Source organism: Candidatus Nitrosacidococcus sp. I8, assembly GCF_945836005.1.
Lineage (GTDB): Bacteria > Pseudomonadota > Gammaproteobacteria > Nitrosococcales > Nitrosococcaceae > Nitrosacidococcus.
On record NZ_OX241534.1, the window covers coordinates 1365167 to 1385148 of the forward strand.

At 36.6% G+C, this 19982-nt stretch carries 18 protein-coding genes; 4 read left to right on the forward strand and 14 right to left on the reverse strand.

Annotated elements, in window-relative coordinates:
- Positions 1-18: 18 nt before the first annotated feature.
- The 5 genes from OOL07_RS06785 to rfbB all read right to left on the reverse strand — a co-directional run bounded on the left by OOL07_RS06785 (position 19) and on the right by rfbB (position 4135).
- Entirely contained in the window at positions 19-630 is a 612-nt protein-coding gene (locus OOL07_RS06785; RefSeq protein WP_264695790.1) for a hypothetical protein, read from the reverse strand.
- A gap of 126 nt (positions 631-756) precedes the next feature.
- Positions 757-1644: a dTDP-4-dehydrorhamnose reductase gene (gene rfbD / locus OOL07_RS06790; RefSeq protein ID WP_264695791.1), complete on the reverse strand. Its 888-nt coding sequence runs from the start codon at positions 1642-1644 to the stop codon at positions 757-759.
- Positions 1641-2183, reverse strand: a complete 543-nt coding sequence (gene rfbC, locus OOL07_RS06795) for a dTDP-4-dehydrorhamnose 3,5-epimerase (RefSeq protein WP_264695792.1) — start codon at positions 2181-2183, stop codon at positions 1641-1643. The genes rfbD and rfbC overlap by 4 nt, the downstream gene beginning before the upstream one ends.
- 3 nt (positions 2184-2186) lie before the next feature.
- Positions 2187-3071, reverse strand: a complete 885-nt coding sequence (rfbA, locus tag OOL07_RS06800; RefSeq protein WP_264695793.1) for a glucose-1-phosphate thymidylyltransferase RfbA — start codon at positions 3069-3071, stop codon at positions 2187-2189.
- Entirely contained in the window at positions 3068-4135 is a 1068-nt protein-coding gene (rfbB, locus tag OOL07_RS06805; protein WP_264695794.1) for a dTDP-glucose 4,6-dehydratase, read from the reverse strand. Before rfbB ends, rfbA begins: the two co-directional genes overlap by 4 nt.
- Positions 4136-4227: 92 nt before the next feature.
- Here rfbB and glgA point away from each other — a divergent pair, with 92 nt between their 5' ends.
- Positions 4228-5697 carry a glycogen synthase GlgA gene (gene glgA, locus OOL07_RS06810; RefSeq protein WP_264695795.1) on the forward strand — a complete coding sequence of 490 codons (1470 nt, stop codon included), beginning with the start codon at positions 4228-4230 and terminating at the stop codon, positions 5695-5697.
- 67 nt (positions 5698-5764) lie between these two features.
- Complete coding sequence (ppc, locus tag OOL07_RS06815; RefSeq protein ID WP_264695796.1) at positions 5765-8617, forward strand: phosphoenolpyruvate carboxylase; 2853 nt, start codon at positions 5765-5767, stop codon at positions 8615-8617.
- Positions 8618-8634: 17 nt separating this feature from the next.
- On the opposite strand, the gene ggt is transcribed toward ppc, so the two are convergent.
- From ggt to OOL07_RS06845, 6 genes are read right to left on the reverse strand one after another with little or no spacing between them, the layout of a single operon-like run.
- Positions 8635-10311: a gamma-glutamyltransferase gene (gene ggt, locus OOL07_RS06820; protein WP_264695797.1), complete on the reverse strand. Its 1677-nt coding sequence runs from the start codon at positions 10309-10311 to the stop codon at positions 8635-8637.
- An 18-nt stretch (positions 10312-10329) separates the two neighbouring features.
- Positions 10330-10590 (reverse strand): YfhL family 4Fe-4S dicluster ferredoxin, encoded by a 261-nt coding sequence (locus OOL07_RS06825; RefSeq protein WP_264695798.1) that lies wholly within the window; start codon positions 10588-10590, stop codon positions 10330-10332.
- 2 nt (positions 10591-10592) lie between these two features.
- Positions 10593-11081 carry a pantetheine-phosphate adenylyltransferase gene (coaD, locus tag OOL07_RS06830; protein WP_264695799.1) on the reverse strand — a complete coding sequence of 163 codons (489 nt, stop codon included), beginning with the start codon at positions 11079-11081 and terminating at the stop codon, positions 10593-10595.
- Between the two features lie 6 nt (positions 11082-11087).
- Positions 11088-11678 carry a 16S rRNA (guanine(966)-N(2))-methyltransferase RsmD gene (gene rsmD / locus OOL07_RS06835; protein WP_264695800.1) on the reverse strand — a complete coding sequence of 197 codons (591 nt, stop codon included), beginning with the start codon at positions 11676-11678 and terminating at the stop codon, positions 11088-11090.
- Positions 11659-12969: a M16 family metallopeptidase gene (locus OOL07_RS06840; protein ID WP_264695801.1), complete on the reverse strand. Its 1311-nt coding sequence runs from the start codon at positions 12967-12969 to the stop codon at positions 11659-11661. Before OOL07_RS06840 ends, rsmD begins: the two co-directional genes overlap by 20 nt.
- On the reverse strand, positions 12959-14353 hold the full coding sequence (locus tag OOL07_RS06845) for a M16 family metallopeptidase (protein ID WP_413774130.1): 1395 nt from the start codon (positions 14351-14353) through the stop codon (positions 12959-12961). The genes OOL07_RS06840 and OOL07_RS06845 overlap by 11 nt, the downstream gene beginning before the upstream one ends.
- Positions 14354-14473: 120 nt before the next feature.
- Here OOL07_RS06845 and ftsY point away from each other — a divergent pair, with 120 nt between their 5' ends.
- Positions 14474-15535 (forward strand): signal recognition particle-docking protein FtsY, encoded by a 1062-nt coding sequence (gene ftsY, locus OOL07_RS06850; protein WP_264695803.1) that lies wholly within the window; start codon positions 14474-14476, stop codon positions 15533-15535.
- A gap of 93 nt (positions 15536-15628) precedes the next feature.
- Positions 15629-16489 carry an RNA polymerase sigma factor RpoH gene (gene rpoH, locus OOL07_RS06855; protein WP_264695804.1) on the forward strand — a complete coding sequence of 287 codons (861 nt, stop codon included), beginning with the start codon at positions 15629-15631 and terminating at the stop codon, positions 16487-16489.
- 17 nt (positions 16490-16506) lie between these two features.
- Here the strand turns inward: rpoH and OOL07_RS06860 are convergent, their stop codons facing one another.
- The 3 genes from OOL07_RS06860 to OOL07_RS06870 are packed head-to-tail and all read right to left on the reverse strand — an operon-like array spanning position 16507 to position 19913.
- Positions 16507-17283 carry a S1 family peptidase gene (locus OOL07_RS06860; RefSeq protein WP_264695805.1) on the reverse strand — a complete coding sequence of 259 codons (777 nt, stop codon included), beginning with the start codon at positions 17281-17283 and terminating at the stop codon, positions 16507-16509.
- A gap of 34 nt (positions 17284-17317) precedes the next feature.
- Positions 17318-18730 (reverse strand): putative O-glycosylation ligase, exosortase A system-associated, encoded by a 1413-nt coding sequence (locus OOL07_RS06865; protein WP_264695806.1) that lies wholly within the window; start codon positions 18728-18730, stop codon positions 17318-17320.
- Positions 18720-19913, reverse strand: a complete 1194-nt coding sequence (locus tag OOL07_RS06870) for a glycosyltransferase family 4 protein (RefSeq protein ID WP_264695807.1) — start codon at positions 19911-19913, stop codon at positions 18720-18722. Before OOL07_RS06870 ends, OOL07_RS06865 begins: the two co-directional genes overlap by 11 nt.
- Positions 19914-19982 lie beyond the last annotated feature (69 nt).

A 19982-nucleotide genomic window follows, 5' to 3' on the forward strand; every position in this document is an offset into this window, starting at 1 on the left:
GGCGGTAATGGAGTATTCCTAGAGTAAAAATCCTATGCTAAAAAGCCAAAAAATATGGGGTTCTGGAACAGAGCTAACAAGTACGAAAGATCCAAATGCTTGACCACTACAGCTAGCATTTCCTCCACAAAAATTACCTCCATCAGCACCTACAGTAATTAGTCCATTACTTGAAATGCTAATATCATTAACTAAGGCTTTAATATTAATATTACCGGAAAGCTGATGATTAAGAGTGAGATTTGTATCAATATTATTAAAATATTGACTGAGAGTACCACCAATATTAGCACCACTATTATTAAAAGCAGCTATAGACATTACACCTGTATCATCCATAAGATCAAAAGAAAACGATATAGGAGGGCTAGAGTCATTACTTAACTCTCCTATACTAATACCACCACCGCTATTATAAGAAGGTGAATTTTCTTCCACTGAAGCAGGGATAGAATAATCATAATTATGACCTAATTGATATGAATTGTTATGGATAATGATATCCCCAGCTGTAATCCATATATTTCCTGCATGTTCATCAGAGGTAGGTACCCATTTATACATTAATGCCCCATGAGCTACATCTATGCTTATTATTGCACTGAGCAATAATAATATTCTTATTACCATATAACCATTATCTCTAAGTAATATTTGCATATTATATATCTATAAATACTTAAAGACGATGATTATATAGTGTAATTTCTTTAAAAATGATTATTTATGTGACGTAAATGATCAAAAGTAGATAGGTTAAGATAGAGAAAGGCTCAGTCCAATATCCCAATCAGGAAGCTTTATACCAAAAGTATTTTGAATATGAGCGTTATCGAGGTGGGAGAATCTAGGCCTTCTTGCTAAGGTAGGATAATCTGAGGTTGGAATAGGAATAATTTGAGCGTGGTTACTGTTTTGTAGATTAACTCGATTATAAATAGCCTGAGCAAATCCATGCCATGAAATTTTTCCTCCACAACTTAAATGGTAAATTCCTGAATATTCATTCAGGTAATCTATAATATCTCCTCGTATTTGAGCAATAATCTGAGCTGTAGCTTCAGCAATAAATCTACTCCAAGTAGGGGTACCAAACTGATCATTGACTACTCGAATTGTTTTTTGCTCTTTAACGAGTCGCTGCATCGTGAGTAAAAAATTATGACCTCTTAACCCGTAGACCCAACAAGTACGAAAAATTAAGTAATTCCCCCCTATTTCAATAATAGCCCTTTCCCCAGCTAGTTTAGTTTTCCCATAGATATTAATCGGGTTAGGAATATCTCTCTCTTGGTAAGGAGTACTACTCTTTCCATCAAATATATAATCTGTAGAGTAATGAATTAGAACAGAATCTAGCTCTTTAGCAATTTCTGCTAAAACCCCAGGAGCGATACCATTAATGGTCATAGCTAATTCCTGCTCTTCTTCCGCTTTATCTACTTGAGTATAGGCAGCTGCATTAATAATTAAATTGGGGCGATGCACCATAAGGCAAGAACGAATAGTTTCTAGTTTAGATAGATCGAGCTGAGATCGTTCTAAGGAAATAACTTCTCCTAGAGATGCAAGGGTTCGCTGTAGCTCCCAACCTATTTGGCCGGAAGTACCGATAATAATAATTTTAAGATAGGTATTAATCAAAACAGATCAGCTTCTTTAAAGGACCTGCCTGCCTGATCTTTCATAGATATTATGGGCTGTTCTGATAAAGGCCATTCAATAGCAAGGGTAGGATCACCCCAATAAATACACTGCTCATATTCAGGAGCATAGTAATCAGTAGTTTTATAGAGTATTTCTGCATACTCACTGAGTACAAGAAATCCATGGGCAAATCCAGCAGGTATCCAAAGTTGGTATTTATTTTCTGCAGATAGTTGGTAACCTACCCAACAACCTAAATGAGGAGAGTTTTTCCTTAAATCAATCGCTACATCAAATACTTCTCCAGCGATAACTCGTACTAATTTACCTTGAGGCTGTTTTATTTGGTAATGCAATCCTCGTAAAACTCCTTTTTTTGATCGAGAATGGTTATCTTGAACAAATTTTATTTCTTGATTGAGTACAGCGTTTAGTTTTTTGCAATTGTAGCTTTCAAAGAAAAACCCACGATTATCTTCAAATACTTTAGGCTTAAGGACAAGCACATTTGGAACTTTTGTGAGAATTACTTCCATAATCTAAAGCAAATAATTTTTTTCCTGTAATAGCCCCAATAAATAACTTCCATAGCCACTTTTTTGCAAGGGCTGGGCCAAGCACTCAAGATTTTCAGCATTAATATAACCCATTCGGTAAGCAATTTCTTCAGGGCAAGCTATTTTAAGTCCTTGTCTTTTTTCTATAGTTTGAATAAACAAAGCTGCTTCTAGAAGGGAATCATGAGTACCTGCATCAAGCCAAGTCATTCCTCGTCCCATGACTTCTACAAATAAGGATCCATTTTGTAAATAATACTGATTAATATCCGTAATTTCTAACTCTCCTCTTGCTGATGGAGCTAAGCTTTCGGCAATTTCTACTACTTGGTTATCATAAAAATAAACCCCGGTTATAGCATAACGGGATTTGGGTATAGAGGGTTTTTCTTCAATGCTAACGATTTTGTGATGATGATCAAATTCAATCACACCATAACGCTCCGGATCATAGACAGGATAAGCAAATACAGTAGCTCCTCGTTGCCGATCTCTTGCATTTTTCAATAGTGTTGAGAGATCCTCTCCATGAAAAATATTATCCCCAAGAATCAGTGCGCAAGGGTTTTCTTGAATAAAGTTTTTCCCTAAAATAAAGGCTTGGGCAATTCCTGCAGGATAAAGCTGAACTTGATATGTAAAATCTACTCCCCATTGTTCTCCTGATCCTAATAGTTGTTCTAATACTGGTAAATCCCGTGGCGTTGAAATAATGAGAATCTCTCTAATTCCCCCTAACATTAAAGTAGAAAGGGGGTAGTAAATCATTGGCTTATCATAGATAGGTAAAAGCTGTTTGCAAATAGGTTGTGTAATAGGATATAAGCGAGTACCTAAACCACCAGCTAGAATAATTCCTTTGCTCATAAACTTATTCTATCTACTCCTAATCGCTCTCTTCGGTAAGATTTTAAAACTATTTGGCACCAATCTTGATTATCTCTGTACCAAGTAATAGTTTTATGGAGTCCAGTAATGAAATTTTCTTGAGGCTGCCAGCCCAATTCTTGGGTGATTTTTCTAGAATCAATAGCATATCTTAGATCATGACCTGGTCGGTCGACCACATAGGTGATTAAAGAACTGTGAGGAATATGGGGAGAATGGGGAAAGAGCTCATCAAGAGCCTGGCAGATGATCTCTACTACTTCTTTATTTGTTTTTTCATTATAGCCTCCAATATTATAAGTCTCACCTGGAATTCCTTTATCCAATACTAAATGTAAGGCTCGCACATGATCATCTACATAGAGCCAATCTCGAATATTATCCCCTTGCCCATAGATGGGAAGTGATTTTCCTTCAAACCCATTTAAGATCATTAATGGGATAAGTTTCTCTGGGAATTGATAAGGGCCATAATTATTAGAGCAGTTAGTAATTAATATAGGTAATCCATAAGTATGATACCAAGCCCTTACTAAGTGATCTGAACTGGCTTTGCTCGCTGCATAAGGAGAACTAGGGCGATAAGGAGAATATTCTTCGAATAATCCCTCCTTTCCTAGAGAACCAAAGACTTCATCGGTAGAAATATGATGAAATCGAAACTGAGCTTGAGATTTCCGATTAAGGGTTTTCCAATAATTAAGTGCTGCCTCTAGTAAGTGATAAGTACCTAAAATATTAGTATTTATAAAATCAATAGGGCTATCAATAGATCGATCCACATGGGATTCGGCCGCTAAGTTCATTACTGCACTTGGCTGATACTTAGTAAATAGCTCTGTTATAATTCCAGAGTTACTAATATCAGTATGAATAAATTGGTGCTGGGGATGGGTAGCAATTGATCTTAAAGATTCTAAACTACTTGCATAGGTGAGTTTATCTATATTAATGATATAATATTCAGTATTTTCAATAAAATAGCGTACTAATGTAGAGCCAATGAAACCTGCACCACCAGTAATAAATATGGTTTGATTCATATATTAATAATTAATTGTAATGCTAAGGATAAAATTATTCATTGGTAAAAATTAATTAAATCATAGCAAATTATTCGATTTGGAATATCAACGTGTATAAAGTTTTATTTGCAGCAAGTGAGGTTCATCCCTTAATAAAAACCGGCGGTTTAGGAGATGTAGCAGGTATTTTACCTACAGCCCTCTTTAAACTAGGGTGGGATGTGGGTGTTATTTTACCTGCTTACCCAAACTGCAAACAACAGCTTAAGAATCTTGTACAAGCTATTTCTTTATCTATTCCATCTGTCACTATGCCAGTCCTTATTTTAAAAGGAGAGTTACCGGGTGTACCTGTTACTTTTTGGCTAGTAGATAGTCCACGCCACTTTAATCGCCTAGGTAATCCCTATCTAGGTGAAAATGGACAAGAATGGCCAGATAATGCCGATCGCTTTACTACCTTTTGTAAAGCAATCGTACATGCTTTTGTTACTCATCCAGAGCAAGGGTGGAAGCCTGATATTATTCACTGTAATGATTGGCACACTGGGCTGATTCCTCCGTTATTAGATTCGGTGATCAACCGACCTGCTACCGTATTTACTATTCATAATCTAAGCTATCAAGGGGTATTCCCCCATACCACATTTAAGGAATTGCAGCTTCCCAGTTATTTATGGTCACCCTCTGCCCTAGCATTTCATAATCAACTCTCTTTTATGAAAGGTGGGTTAGTATTTTCTGATTGGCTAACTACAGTTAGTCCAAGCTATGCAAAAGAAATTATGACTCCAGAATTAGGCTGTGGGTTAGATGATATATTGCGCCAACGCTCTAAGAATCTTACGGGTATATTAAACGGAGCAGACTATGATCGGTGGGATCCAGTTCAGGATTCTCTAATTGAAAAACCTTATAGCAAAGAGAGTTGGCACGACAAGGTTAAAAATAAGTTGGCGTTACAGCATCAATTTCATTTACCTGAAAATAAAACAATTCCTATGTTTGGCTTTGTAGGGAGATTAGTTACCCAAAAAGGAATTGATTTAATCATTAAAATTTTGCCTAAGATTATTTCAAAGCAAATTCAGATTATTTTTCTTGGAGAAGGAGAAGAGCACTACCAATCCGGCTTAGAAACGCTTGCTAGAAAATATCCTAAAAAAATAGGGCTATCTCTTGGTTATAGTGAAACACTTGCCCATAGTATTCAAGCTGGAGTAGATATTTTTCTTATGCCTTCTTATTTTGAGCCTTGTGGTCTTACTCAAATTTATGCTCTACGCTATGGTACGATTCCCATCGTACATAAAATAGGTGGGCTTGCTGATACAATCATAGATGCAACACCAGAGAATTTAGATCAGGAATTAGCGACAGGTTTTATATTTAATAATCCTACTTCTAGCGAGCTATTAAATGCTATTGAACGATGCCTTAATCTATACTCCCAACCTCATTTATGGAAAAAATTAATGCTCACTGCAATGGCACAAGACTTTAATTGGAAAAATAGTGCTAAACACTATCTCGAGCTTTATTACAAACTACTTCAAAGCCGCTTAACTATAAAGTTATAAAGTAATATTTAGGCATTTCTTAAATATCACATCGAAATTAGTTAAAAAACAAAAATATTTTAATTACATGATTAATAAGATCGGATCTCATTCTACATCGGAAGTAAATTCTACAATTAATTTAAAAGATAAAGAACTCCGTGCTCGGGTAAAACTATTTGGTAACTTATTAGGAAAAGTCATTCAGGTCCAATCAGGAGATAGAATATTTGTAGCAGTTGAAACTTTACGAAAGGGTTATATTAGCTTAAGGAAGAGTGAGAATACCTATAAAAGAATTCGATTACAGAATCTTATTAATAAGCTCAATCCAGAAACCTTGACTGAAGTAGTACGTGCCTTTAGCACTTATTTTAGTTTAGCTAATCTAGCAGAAGAGGCTTATCAATATCGCCTACGCCAGCGGCGGATTAACGCAGGAGGCTTGCTTTGGAAAGGCTCTTTTGAAGAGACTTTACGAGAAATAAAAGAAAGTGGTGTAAGTTTAGATGAGTTACAAAATCTCCTCAATCGCCTTGCTTATATCCCAGTAATTACTGCCCATCCTACAGAGGCAAAGCGGCGTACTGTAATGGATCATTTGCGTAAAGTATTTGTTACTAATAAATCTTTAGATGAAATGCGCCTTAGCCAGCGAGAAAAAGAGACGATTCATTATCAGCTTGCTCAAGAAATTCAAATTTTGTGGAAAACCAATGAAGTCAGGGCACGCCGCCCGCAAGTACGAGAAGAAATTATCAATGGTCTTTTTTATTTTAAGGTTAGCTTATTTCAGGCAATTCCTACTATTTACCGACAGTTAGAGGATGTAGTTAGAAAGGTATATGGGGACAGTATTACTACAAATAAAACCATTCATATTCCAAGTTTTATTCGTTTTGGTTCTTGGATCGGCGGCGATCGAGATGGAAACCCTAATGTAACCGCAGAAACTACAATAATGGCTGCACGCCTACAAATGAGAATTGCTCTACGACATTACTTAGGTAGAGTATCTGAGTTAATGCGTATTCTTACCCACTCAATCCCTTTAACTACACCGTCAAAAACACTTATCAGTAGTATTAATTACGATATTCGTGATTGCCCAGAGTCTTTCTTAGATGATCCTACTCGCTTTAGCCACGAACCCTATCGCCGTAAACTCCACTTAATTCGCCATCGATTGCAAGATAATTTACAAGCTGTTGAAGTAAAACTAAAGCCAGAAAATAAGCTTATGCCCCCAAAAGGAGTAGGATATGCTTCAGAATCACAATTTCTACAGGATCTTTATTTAATTCGGAACAGCTTAATTAGCCACAAAGATGGTAGTATTGCAAATAATGAGCTACAAGATTTAATCCGACTGGTTGAAAGTTTTGGATTTTATTTACTCAAACTAGATATACGTCAAGAATCTGCTCGCCATACTGAAGCAGTTGCAGAATTAGCCAGATCCCTCAAAATTCATCCTAACTATTTAGAGCTTTCCGAATTAGAGCGCCAAAAAATACTCTCTGAGCAATTAAGTAATAAGATAGTATCTATTACTGATCAAAATCAATTTTCGTCTGCTACTCAAGAAACTTTAAGTACATTTTATGCAATAAAACAAATATGTCATGAGATTAGCCCTCGTGTTTTTGGTCACTATGTTATTTCTATGACCCACACTGCCAGTCATGTACTTGAAGTGATGTTTTTAGGGCAGGTAACAGGGTTAATTGATGAAATAGAAGGGCAGAAATCCTGTATTTTGAAAGTTTCCCCTTTATTCGAAACTATAGAAGATTTAGATCATATTGAACCAGTTATCAGTGCATTATTGGAAAACCCAAGCTATTTATCCCTGCTTAAAAGCTCAGGGAATCAGCAGGAAATTATGATTGGCTATTCCGATTCTTGTAAAGATGGAGGAATACTTGCCTCTTCATGGAAGCTCTATGAGGCACAAAAAAAAGTAGTTTCTCTTATGAAATCATCTCAGGTAGATTGCCGTATTTTTCATGGGCGAGGCGGTACAATTGGTAGAGGAGGCGGCCCTACTTTTGACTCTATACTTTCTCAGCCTCAAGGCACCGTTCATGGACAAATAAAATTTACTGAGCAAGGAGAAGTGCTTTCATCTCGATATAGTAATTTTGAGACAGCAATTTATGAGCTCAGCATGGGAGTTAGCGGCTTGATTAAAGCCAGCATCACCACACGACCTGATCCCAAGGAAAAACAAGATTATTTAAAGATTATGGGGTTTCTAGCCAAAGAAGGTGAGAAATCTTATCGAGAATTTACAGAGAATACACCGGGGTTTCAAGATTATTTTTACGAAGCTACTCCTGTGAATGAAATTGGACTTTTAAATATTGGCTCTCGCCCATCTCACCGAAACAAGGGGGACCGCTCTAAAGCATCAGTACGTGCTATTGCTTGGGTGTTTTCTTGGGCACAATCACGGCATACATTTCCAGCTTGGTATGGAATTGGATCTGCCTTAGCAAAATGGCAGCAAGAACATCCAAACCAACTAGAAAAGCTACAACGGATGTACCGAGAATGGCCTTACTTCCGAGCTATGTTAAGCAATACCCAAATGTCTCTAGCAAAAGCAGAGCTACGTATTGCTCAGCAGTATTCACAACTATGCTTAGATCCTGAAGTAGGGGTGCAGGTTTTTGCTATGTTTAAAAATGAATATGAACGTACGGTAACTCAAGTATTACAAGTTGTTAATGCTCAAAGACTATTAGAAGAAAATCCAACTTTAGAACTCTCTCTTAAGCGTAGAAACCCCTATCTAGATCCCTTAAATCATATTCAACTTACCCTACTAAAGAGAGTTCGAGATCCATCTTTAAGTACTAAAGAGCAGCAAGTTTGGATGGATCCTGTGCTACGTTCTATTAACGCAGTTGCCACAGGTATGCGAAATACCGGTTAATTGATTAATCTAGTTATTTATTGTACTAGCGCCTCTCCCATACCCCTTGGATCGCTTGCAGCTTCGATAATGTCTCGCTTCCAATCCCAAAATGTAGCTTGCATGTTTCCCCAAGTGTGGGTACTTGCTTTCAAACGATGACCTAAAGCTTGTAATTTTTCAATTATTTCAGGAGGGAATGCTTGAGGCTCATATTCTACTTCATCAGGCAAATATTGATGGTGAAATCTAGGAGAGGAGACTAATTCTATAAGATTTTTCCCTTCCATATGATTCAAAATACCCAAAAGTACCATGGTAATGATCCGACTCCCTCCGGGAGTACCTAATACTAATACGCTATGATCATCAATTATAAAGGTAGGAGTCATGCTGGATAAAGGACGTTTTCCTGGTAATATCTTATTGGCTTTATTCCCTACTAAGCCATAGACATTTGGGACGCCAGGGGAAATGGAAAAGTCATCCATCTCATCATTGAGTAACACGCCAGTACCTGCAGGCATGAATCCAGAACCAAATGGGTAATTAATACTTAATGTTGCTGCTACCCAATTACCCTCTTGGTCAATAATTGAAAAATGAGTAGTATCTTGCCCAGATTCCCTATATTCTGCGGCAGATAATAAATTACTAGGCGTTGCTTTATCTAAAGTAATGCTAGATCGTAATCCTACTCCATAATAAGGATGAATAAGTTGCTCTGTAGGAATATTTACAAAATCAGAATCTCCTAAATACTCTGCCCTATCTCGATAAGCTCGTCGCATCGCCTCTATTATAAGATGAGTTTTTGATGCCTCTGGTAAACTCAATAGATTGTCTTGATTCAATATATTAAGCATTGTCATTAGTGCAATCCCACCTGCAGAGGGAGGACTTGCCGAAATAATGGTAGCTTTACGGTATTTTCCTTTAATTATTGATCTCTCAAGTACTTTATACTGATCTAAATCCGCTAAAGTCCAAATACCCCCTGCTGTTTTTACTCCATTGACTAATTTTTTTGCAATTTCCCCTTGATAAAAACTGGCTACTCCATACTCTGCAAGTGTAGTTAATGTATATGCTAAATCAGGTTGTTTAATTTTTTCTCTGAGTTGAGGGGCTTCTCCATTTTTTAAAAAAACTTGAGCAGTACTAGGATAGTATTTAAGAATAGGTAAACGAAAATTTACCATCCGAAGGAAATGCTCATTAGCTTCAAATCCTTGCTGAGCATAAGAAATTGCAGGAGCTAGAGTTTTTCTTAAGGGTAGTCGCCCGTAGTTTTTAGCAAGATGATCTAAAGCAGCAGGCAATCCAGGAATAGCAGCAGCAAAAGGACCATCTACTGAGTCTCTATTTCTTACAGATCCATGTTTATCCAAGTACATATTTGGCGAGGCGGCAAGAGGAGCCCGCTCCCGTCCATCAATCATAATGTCTTGGTTATCTTTAGCTCTATGTAATAGCCAAAATCCCCCTCCTCCAATTCCTGAACTATAAGGCTCTACTACTGCTAAAGCAGCACTAATAGCCACTGCCGCATCAAAAGCATTACCCCCTTCACGAAGAATTTTAGCTCCAGCTTCTGTAGCTAAAGGATGTGCACTAGCAATTGCCGCTTTAGGTGGTTTTTCTTGAGATTCAGCTAACCCAGAAAAAATAAATAGAACTATGAATACAAAAGCAGGAATAAAGCGTAAGATCATTTTAAAAATTATCTATTTTTAGTTTTCTGCTTTATTAGGGTTAAGTAATTGATATTTAGATTCTAATTCTTCTTGTGTTTCTTGATAATTTGGGTCAGGAATAATACATTCTACTGGGCAAATTTCAACACACTGGGGTACATTAAAATGACCTATACACTCAGTGCAGCGATTTGCTTTAATTTCATAAATTTCCTCTCCTTGAAAAATAGCATTATTTGGGCATTCTGGCTCACAAACACCACAGTTAATACATTCATCTGTAATTAATAATGCCATGTTTACTTCCTATCTAATTTTTTAGCTAATGCAGTCATAACACAGGAATGAACAAAAGCAGAAACATCCCCTCCTAACGAGGCTACTTCTCGCACTAAACTAGATGAAATATAGGCATATTGTTCAGCAGGAGTGAGAAATAATGTTTCCACTTCAGGGACTAAGTGACGATTCATGGTAGCAAGCTGAAATTCATACTCAAAATCAGAGACTGCTCTTAATCCCCTAATCAAAATTTGTGCATTACGAGAACGGGCAAAGTCTGCCAGAAGTACATTAAACCCTTGTACTTCTACGTTCGAATATTTAATGAGTGATTCTTTTGCTAACGAAACTCTCTCTGCTAAAGAAAAACAGGGTGTCTTCGTTGGATTTTCTGCAATAGCAACAATTACTTGATCAAAAAGTCGAGCAGCACGATCAATCAAATCACTATGACCATGAGTAATAGGATCAAAAGTACCTGGATAAATAGCTATTATTCTTGTCATAAAATACTATATTTCTTTATAAACTAAAGAATAGTTTACTTCTCCTGTCTGTTTACTACGAAATTTTACCCATGTATCAGGCAATGCTGAAAAGCCATTTTTTTTAGATTCCTCAATATAAATATAACTTCCATGTGTAACCCAATGATTTTGTTCTAAGGACTGAAATATAGGTAATAGTAATTTAGAATCAAAAGGAGGATCTAAGAAAATAATGTGAAAAGGCTGGCTAGTACTATTTTCTAGGTAATGTAAACTATCTTGATAAATAGCTGTTATCTTTTGAGTAGCTAGATAAGTAATATTTGTTTGAAGCATTTGGTAGGTTTTTAAATTATTTTCTACCATCAGTACTTGCTCTGCCCCCCGAGAACACGCTTCAAACCCAAGCATACCACTACCAGCAAATAGATCTAAGCAGCGGGCTCCTTCAATAACAGGTTGGAGCCAATTAAAAAGCGTTTCTCTGACTCGGTTCGGTGTGGGGCGTAACCCAGGTCCTACAGGAACCTTTAATTTTCGGCCACGCCAAGTACCACCAATAACTCGAAGATTATTTTCTAAAAAATTACTTTCACTATTTTTCGCTACTCTCACCTGCCGTTACTGTCACCATTTGATTTAAATTAATTCTATTTTTAAATGCAGCTCGAATTTGATCGGCAGTGACCGATTCTATTTTAGAAATAAATTGATCCAAATAATCTAAAGGTAGGCGATAAAAGCCAATAGCTGCTAATTGCTGTACTTTTTTTCCATTGCTATTTAGGCTTAAAGGGAAACTACCAACGATATTTTGCTTCGCCAAAGTTAATTCTTCTGCTGTAGGACCACTTTCAATAAAATTCTTTAATGTTTGATTTAGGACTTTTAATGCTTCAGCTGCTTGTTCATTGCGAGTCTGTAATGAAAGAATATATGGTCCATTGCTATGCATGGGCACAAAATAGCTTGACACCCCATAAGTTAGCCCTCGTTTTTCTCTCAGTTCAAGACTTAATCGAGAAACTAAGCCGCTTCCACCTAAAATATGATTTCCAACGTATAAAGGAAAGTAGTCTGGATTATCTCTTGTTATTCCAAGAGTACCTAGAATAATTGTAGTTTGTGTAGAAGGGTAGGTAATCGTATTTTCCTTTGAAGCACTGATCCCTGTTACTTGGGGTAAACTTGATGCTAGATCCCCTGTTGGAATTCCTTGTATTAAAGTTTCAGTAAGCTTTTCTGCTTGATGACGAGTAAGTGCACCTACAATGCTAATAATAGCATTTTTTTCTACATAGTATTTTCGATAGAACTCGAGAACATCACCTCGGGTAAGAGTTGCTAGCGTCTTTGTGGTTCCTAGTGATTGATGACCGTAAGGGTGATCCCTATATAAGAGTTCATAAAAGGAACGGCTGGCTAAGCTACTTGGAGATTGTTCTTGTCTTTGTAAGGCCTGCTCCATTTGGCTGCGTATCCGCATAAAAGATTTATCAGGCACAGAGGGTTTTGCTAAAATTAAAGCTGTAGTCTCTAAGGCAGAGTTCAAAACATCTTCTTTTGTTAGGCTACGCAGATTAATAATTGCCATATCTTTAGCCGAATCAGTACTAAACTGTGCCCCTAAATTATCAAAACGCTCTGCGATAGCGTCAGCGTCAAGATCCCCTGCCCCTTCATCTAATAAAGCACTGCTAAGTTGTGCAAGACCAAATTTATCTCCATCTCTTGCTGAGCCGGCATCAAAAATAACCCGTATATCCACCATAGGTATTTCATTGGCTTGAATGAAATATACTTGAGCTCCATTGGTTGTCTGCCAATGCTCAATATTATTAGAGGTTGCATGGCCTAGAGTGGGAATAATCCACAGTAAACATAAAATAATCCTATTAAGAATCATGATTACCCTCCTTTGAACTAGAGGCTGTTGGTCCCTCTTGGTTTTGCTCTTTTCCATGGTTAGATATAGGTATTAATTCTCCCCTTGTTTGGTTATTTTCTATTAAAAATTCTTTTGCAACCATTTGGATCTGTTCAGGAGTAATCGCACTGACTTGATCTACATATTCATCTATGAGACGCCAATCTAATCCTACAGTCGCTAACGTGCCTAATTGCATTGCTTGATAAAAGATAGAGTCCTCTTCATATACTTGATGAGCAATGACTTGATTTTTAATCCGTTCTAATTCTTGATTGCTGACTAATTCTTTTTGCAATTTTTCTACTTGTACTAAAAGTGCTTTTTCTAATTCTTCTATAGTATGTCCTGAAGTCGGGGTACCAGAAATAACTAGCTGATCGGTAGATCGAGCATATAAATTATAATCTACCCCTGCATTTGCAGCTATTTGACTGCCTCGCACTAGATCTTTGGAAAAACGAGAACTTTCCCCTCCATCTAAAACGCCAGATAGTACTTCTAAAGCATAAGCTTTCCATTTATCTTCCTGATTTTCTATAGTATTTATTATAGGTACTTTCCAACCTAGTAATAAATAGGGAATTTTTGCAGGTGTTTTAACAACTACTTCCCTTGATCCAATTTGAATAATTTCTTTTTGTGGTTTAGGCGGTGTAATTTTTTCCGGCTTTAAATTTCCAAAATACTGTTTTACCAAACCATATACTTGATTAGGATCCACATCGCCTACGACAACAACTGTAGCATTGTTAGGAGCATACCACTTTTGATACCATGCTTTTAAGTCATCAATATTATAGTTTTTAATATCGTCCATCCAACCAATAATAGGGTGATGATAGGGGCTACTTAAAAAAGCGACACTATTAAAATTCTCATAAGTAAGTGCATTTGGATTATCTTCAGTGCGCATACGGCGCTCTTCCATGACTACTTCTCGCTCTTTATCTAATTCTTTAGTTTGAAGTAGTAAATTTCTCATCCGATCCGCCTCTAAGCGAAAACTTACAGGTAACTGGTCGCTCGCCATTTGCTCAAAATAAGCAGTATAATCACGACCGGTAAAGGCATTTTCTTCCCCTCCGTGGGCAGAGATAATTTGCGAAAACTCATTAGGTTTTAGGGTTTTTGTTCCCTGAAACATCATGTGCTCCAGCATATGGGAAATGCCTGTAATTCCGCCGTATTCATAGCTCGATCCTACTTTGTACCATACCTGAGAGACCATCACAGGTGCTCGATGATCTTCCTTAACTAAAAGGGTTAAACCGTTTTCTAAGGTGAATTCGGATACTTTAGTTGATGCCCATGAGGGGGATGAACCAGCAATAACGGATAAAGATATTAAAAAATAAGTGATTACATTCATTTTTTACTCATATGTTAAAAATGGTAAAATGTCTAATAGATATCCATAGTATCACTATCTTTATAGTGAATAGTAACAAATCCTAAGGTTCCCATTTAATTTATAAAGGCTATGGCAAGTTTTTTTAAGCGTTGGCAAAAATCTTCAGAAGAAAAATCTAATTCATTAGAATCAAAAAACTCTAGTGCTGATACCCTTTTTGAAGGGGATCCAAAAAATATTCAAGAAGAAGCAAAAAAATCTTTCTTTGGGCGCTTGTACGAAGGTCTTAGTCGTACTAGGAGTAATCTTACTCAAGGTATTGAAAATCTCATTCATAGTAAAAAATCGATTGATCATGCTACTTTAGAAGAAATAGAAACCTTATTACTTACTGCAGATGTAGGGATAGAGGCTACACAAGAAATTATCGCCGATCTTACCCGTCGCCTTTCTCGTAAAGAGATCATGGATTCAAAATTACTCATGGAAGCGTTACGAGAAAATATGGAATCATTACTAGCACCCAATAATCAACCTTTTACTATTCCTAACCTTGAAGGGATAAATAAACCCTTTACCATGCTTATGGTAGGTATTAATGGAGTGGGTAAAACTACTACGATTGGTAAGTTAGCAAAAAAATTCCAAGAGGAAAGCCACTCAGTTATGCTCGCTGCAGGAGATACTTTTAGAGCAGCAGCAGTAGAACAGTTACAAGTATGGGGTGAGCGTAATCAAATTCCTGTTATTGCTCAGCATAAAGGAGCAGATTCAGCGTCCGTGATATTTGATGCGATACAATCGGCTAAGGCACGAAATATAGATATCTTGCTAGCAGATACTGCAGGTAGACTTCATACCCAAGCTAATTTAATGGAGGAATTAAAAAAAGTTAAGCGAGTCATGGGTAAGGCTGATGAAAATATGCCCCATGAAGTATTGCTTACTATAGATGCAGGTACTGGTCAAAATGCACTTAATCAAGTATTACAATTTCACCAAGCAGTCGGATTAACAGGAATTATAGTGACTAAATTAGATGGCACTGCAAAGGGGGGCATTATTTTTGCGATCGCTAAAAAAACAGGCCTTCCTATTTACTTTATTGGGGTCGGAGAAAAAATAGATGATCTTCGCCCTTTTAACAAAAAAGAATTTGTTACTGCACTTCTTGGATTATCTCCCTCTTAAAATAAGGAACTTATCGATTATTTAGCACTCTTAGCATTAGAGTGCTAAAAATGGCAATAATTATTTACATAGTATAGTAATAGTAGGAGAATTATGGATATAACATTACCTTATAATCACTCAATACCTTCAATTATCGGTAATAATACCCTCGATTCTTACTATCGGGAGATAGGTAGTATTCCAGTACTGAGTGCTGATCAAGAATATCATCTTGCTAGTCGCCTAAAAGATGATAATGATCTTGAAGCAGCAAGACAGTTGATTCTCTCTAATTTACGCTTTGTTGCCTACATTGCTCGTGGATATATCGGCTATGGACTACCACTTACTGATCTTATCCAAGAGGGAAATATTGGTCTTATGAAGGCAGTGAAACGCTTTGATCCAGAGCAGAAAGTGCGTTTAGTTTCTTTTGCGGTACACTGGATTCGTGCTGAAATCCATGAGTTTATTATACGTAACTGGAGAATTGTTCGAGTTGCTACGACTAAAGCCCAGCGTAAACTATTTTTTAAACTACGCAGTACTAAAAAACATCTAGGCTGGCTTAATACTCAAGAAAGAAATGAAATAGCAGCTGATTTAGCAGTTAGCCCTAAGCAAGTAATGGAAATGGAGGAACGGTTAAGTACTCAAGATAATTCCTATGATATCAAGGATGAGGATAGTGAAGAGCATACACCCGCTCCAGTAAGCTATCTTACAGATATATCTACAGATCCTGCGTATCAATTAGAGCAGCTAGATTATGGTGAAAACTATAGTAAAAGATTGCAGCAAGCACTTACTAACTTAGATGAACGGAGTTTAGATATTGTTAACCATCGTTGGTTAAGAGATTCGAAGAGTACACTTCATGATCTAGCAGCAAAATATAAAATTTCTGCTGAAAGAGTTCGACAGTTAGAAACAAATGCTATGAAAAAACTACGTGAAACAATAGGTAATTGATCTGCCAATCCCCTTATTTAGGGGGTTAATCCTGAATCCTTAAGTAGAGCATAAACATGCTCTACTGGAATTGCATAGGTAATTCCACTAGGATCTTTGAGCACATTCTCTCTACTCCCTTTTACAAAAACCATATTAATTACACCTAACACTTTACCAGTACTAGGATCATAGAGTGGGCTACCACTATTTCCAGGATAAGCGGTAGCATCTAATTGAAACACCATAAAAGGTTTATGGCTTAATTGTTGAATACGTTGTGGGTTAAGATCCCTAGTATTTCTTCCAGCAGTAGCAATAGGAACAATGGCAGATACAATTCCTCGATGAGTTACTGGATATAATCCTAATACGGGCCCAATCGGAAATCCTGTAAAAGCAATTCGCATACCTTCTTTTACTTCCTGCATACTTCCTAAAGAAAAATGGGGTAAAGTAGGTCCGTTTATTTTTAATAGGGCTAAATCATGAATAGAATCTACAGAAACGATTTCTGTCCGATACAATTTCGGGTTAATTCCGACAAAAACTCCGATATATTCATTATGTTCAGTATCTATTTTTTCGGGTAATACATGGGCATTTGTAACTACATGTAAGCCATCTGCAACTACAAATCCAGTACCCGAATAACTAGCTTGTACTCCTCGAATAGAAGAATAAGTACCTACTCCTACTACCGATGCTTTAACATGAGCAATAGTTTCAGGAAGAGTAGCAGCAATCGCTATGTTACTGAAGATAAAATAAAAAAATAAATTTTTTAATAAAAATATAAAGATAGGAAAATACATGCTATTTGATATTTTTTCAGGAATACCCCTAATTTTATAATTTGTTATTATTTCTATCTAATTTTCGTATTTTTACTACTCTAGGATCTATAGGCTTTTTATGCGTACTAGCGATAGATATTTTCTTACCTATTTTCTTATCGTTTGCTGTAGTAATAGCCTGATTTTGCCACTCATCCGATTCTCTTTGTAATATAGCAGCAAAGGCAACTAATCCATATAAAAAATCAAAATAGGCAAGACTTAAAAAGGTGCCAGATACACAAAACCCAGCAATAGCAATTTGTGTACCTTTCGCATAATTTTTTATATATTCTCCCTCACTAGGGAGGTTAGCTTTAGATATTTTTCCTAAGCGAAAATAGGTACTTAATAGCAGTAATATAAATAAAAACAGAACTAAAAACCCATGATCTCCCATTATTTGAAAGTAGACGCTATGAGCAGGACGAGGTCTATTACCTTTACTCCACTCCCGTATAAAAAATGCATGATCAAACCAACGTTGAGGGTTACGTATGACGGATTCTGAATCATATAAAAATCCTGCCCCTAAAAAGGGACGCTCTTTAGCCACATTAAACGCAACCCCCCAAGCCTGAACTCGCTGCATAAATGATTCGTCCCCTTTTACTCCTTCTTCACTGGTCATGGTTTGTTGGCGTTCTAACCATTTTTGTGGCATAAAATTTTTAGCACCTAAAAAAACTATAGGCGCTATTAAGATTACAACAATGATATATTTTCTATATTGCCAAAAAAGAAAAGAGCATACAACAAATAATCCCAGTAATGCTCCTCGAGAATAAGTGCCCATTGCAGCGATAGCAGATAAAATAGCAGTTGCATATAAAATTCTTTGAACCCATTTATTTTCTTCAGTTCGGGCAACCATAGTGGCAAGAGGCACCATCATCATTAGTACTAGCCCTATTTCGTTATTTCCCCCAATAAACGAACCTGGTGGTCCCCATACCGTATTATTTCCAGCAGTAAGGATTGTAAAAATACCTCCTTTCACCCCATAAAACCCAAAAGATCCAATGATAACTAGGGTAAAGACTCTAATCCTCTCTTGCCCATAAATCATCATGGTTGTCAAAAAAGTAAATAAAAAAGTTTTAATGACCTCTTGATAGTAGTTGAAAGCAACGTCTGGGTACCATGCAAAAGCACTGGTAATTGCAAAGTAGACTACAAAAATAGCAACGATAACTAGTTCTCTTGTCCATGGGATAGATTTACGATCCTTTGCAGCAAATATACTTAAGATGGTTACAATGGCAATAATTAAAGCTAAATGAAATCTTTCGATATTCCAACTCATTCTATGAGGGTTCATATAACTTAACCAAGTATAAGTTAATACCCCAACCCAAGCACGCGTGAGACTCATAGGAATGAGTGTAATCATAATTGCTAAGATAACTAAATCTCTAATTCCCACTATTTTTCTTATAAAATAAATCTACAGTAGATTGAAATAATAAATCTAGCTCTTTTGCTTTTTGCTCCCATGTATAGTGGGTACAGATAGTTTTGCGTCCCTCTTCAGCTAATTTTTGTTGTAATATCTTATTTTTTATCACCTCTACAATTGCGTTTGCTGTTTCCTTAGCACCCGAGCGGATAAGAATATTTTCTCCTTCACGAACTGAAAGCCCACCTACTGCAGTAGGTGAGGCAATAATGGGTTTTCCCATTGCCCAAGCTTGCAATATTTTATTTTTTATTCCTGCTCCTTTTCTCATTGGGCATGCGAATACAGTAGCTTGAGCAAGATACGGTCTTATATCCTCCACAAAACCAGTAACAATAACGTTATTTTTTACTAACGCTAATACATCTGGGCTTGGATCTCTCCCAACCAAGATTACTTTTGCTTCTGGAATTTGCTGTTGTACATAAGGCAAAATATCCTGCACTAGATAACATGCAGCATCGATATTAGGAGGGAACTCCATTGATCCTTCAAGGATAATAGTAGCAGGATCCTGTTCTTTTTCAGATGGGAAAAAATAATTTTCATCCACCCCATTATGAATGGTATGGATAGGAACTCTAGGGCAGGTCCATCGTAAATAACGAGCATCTAATTCGCTTACAACAGTGCACGAATCGGCCTTTCTGAAGAAATAATATTCGAACAATGCCTCTTGAATTAGGGATTTTCCTATACGGATTTTTTTTATTAAATTTGATGCTGCTCGCAAAAATCGCCAATATTCTAAAGGACCACTATCAACAATGTCAGCGAGAAAAGGTAATTTTTTAACTTTAGGGAGGCTAACTGCAGTACCTATACCCGACATCCATAATAAGTCATAGTTTTTTTCAGACAAGTGTTTATTAAGCCAGTGATTCATCTGTTTGCTTGGGATACTCCGTGAGATGGAGAAAGTACTTTTTATCTTTTTTAAAAAGGAACTCGATCTTTTAATCTCTGGTTTTTTAAAAACTTTAATTTTATGAAATATTTTTCTTAAAGCGGGAGGAATTTCACTATCCCCATAGCAAACCAGATCAAACTGATGTTTTACTGATAGATGGGTTACATAGTGATAAATACGTAAATTTTGACCATTATATAATGGAAAAGGAAAACGATCGCAAAGTACAAGAATGCGCATTTTAGCAAATGCCTTAACTATAAATTACACTAATAGCAGCACTACACAATTTTTTTATATAGGCCATGA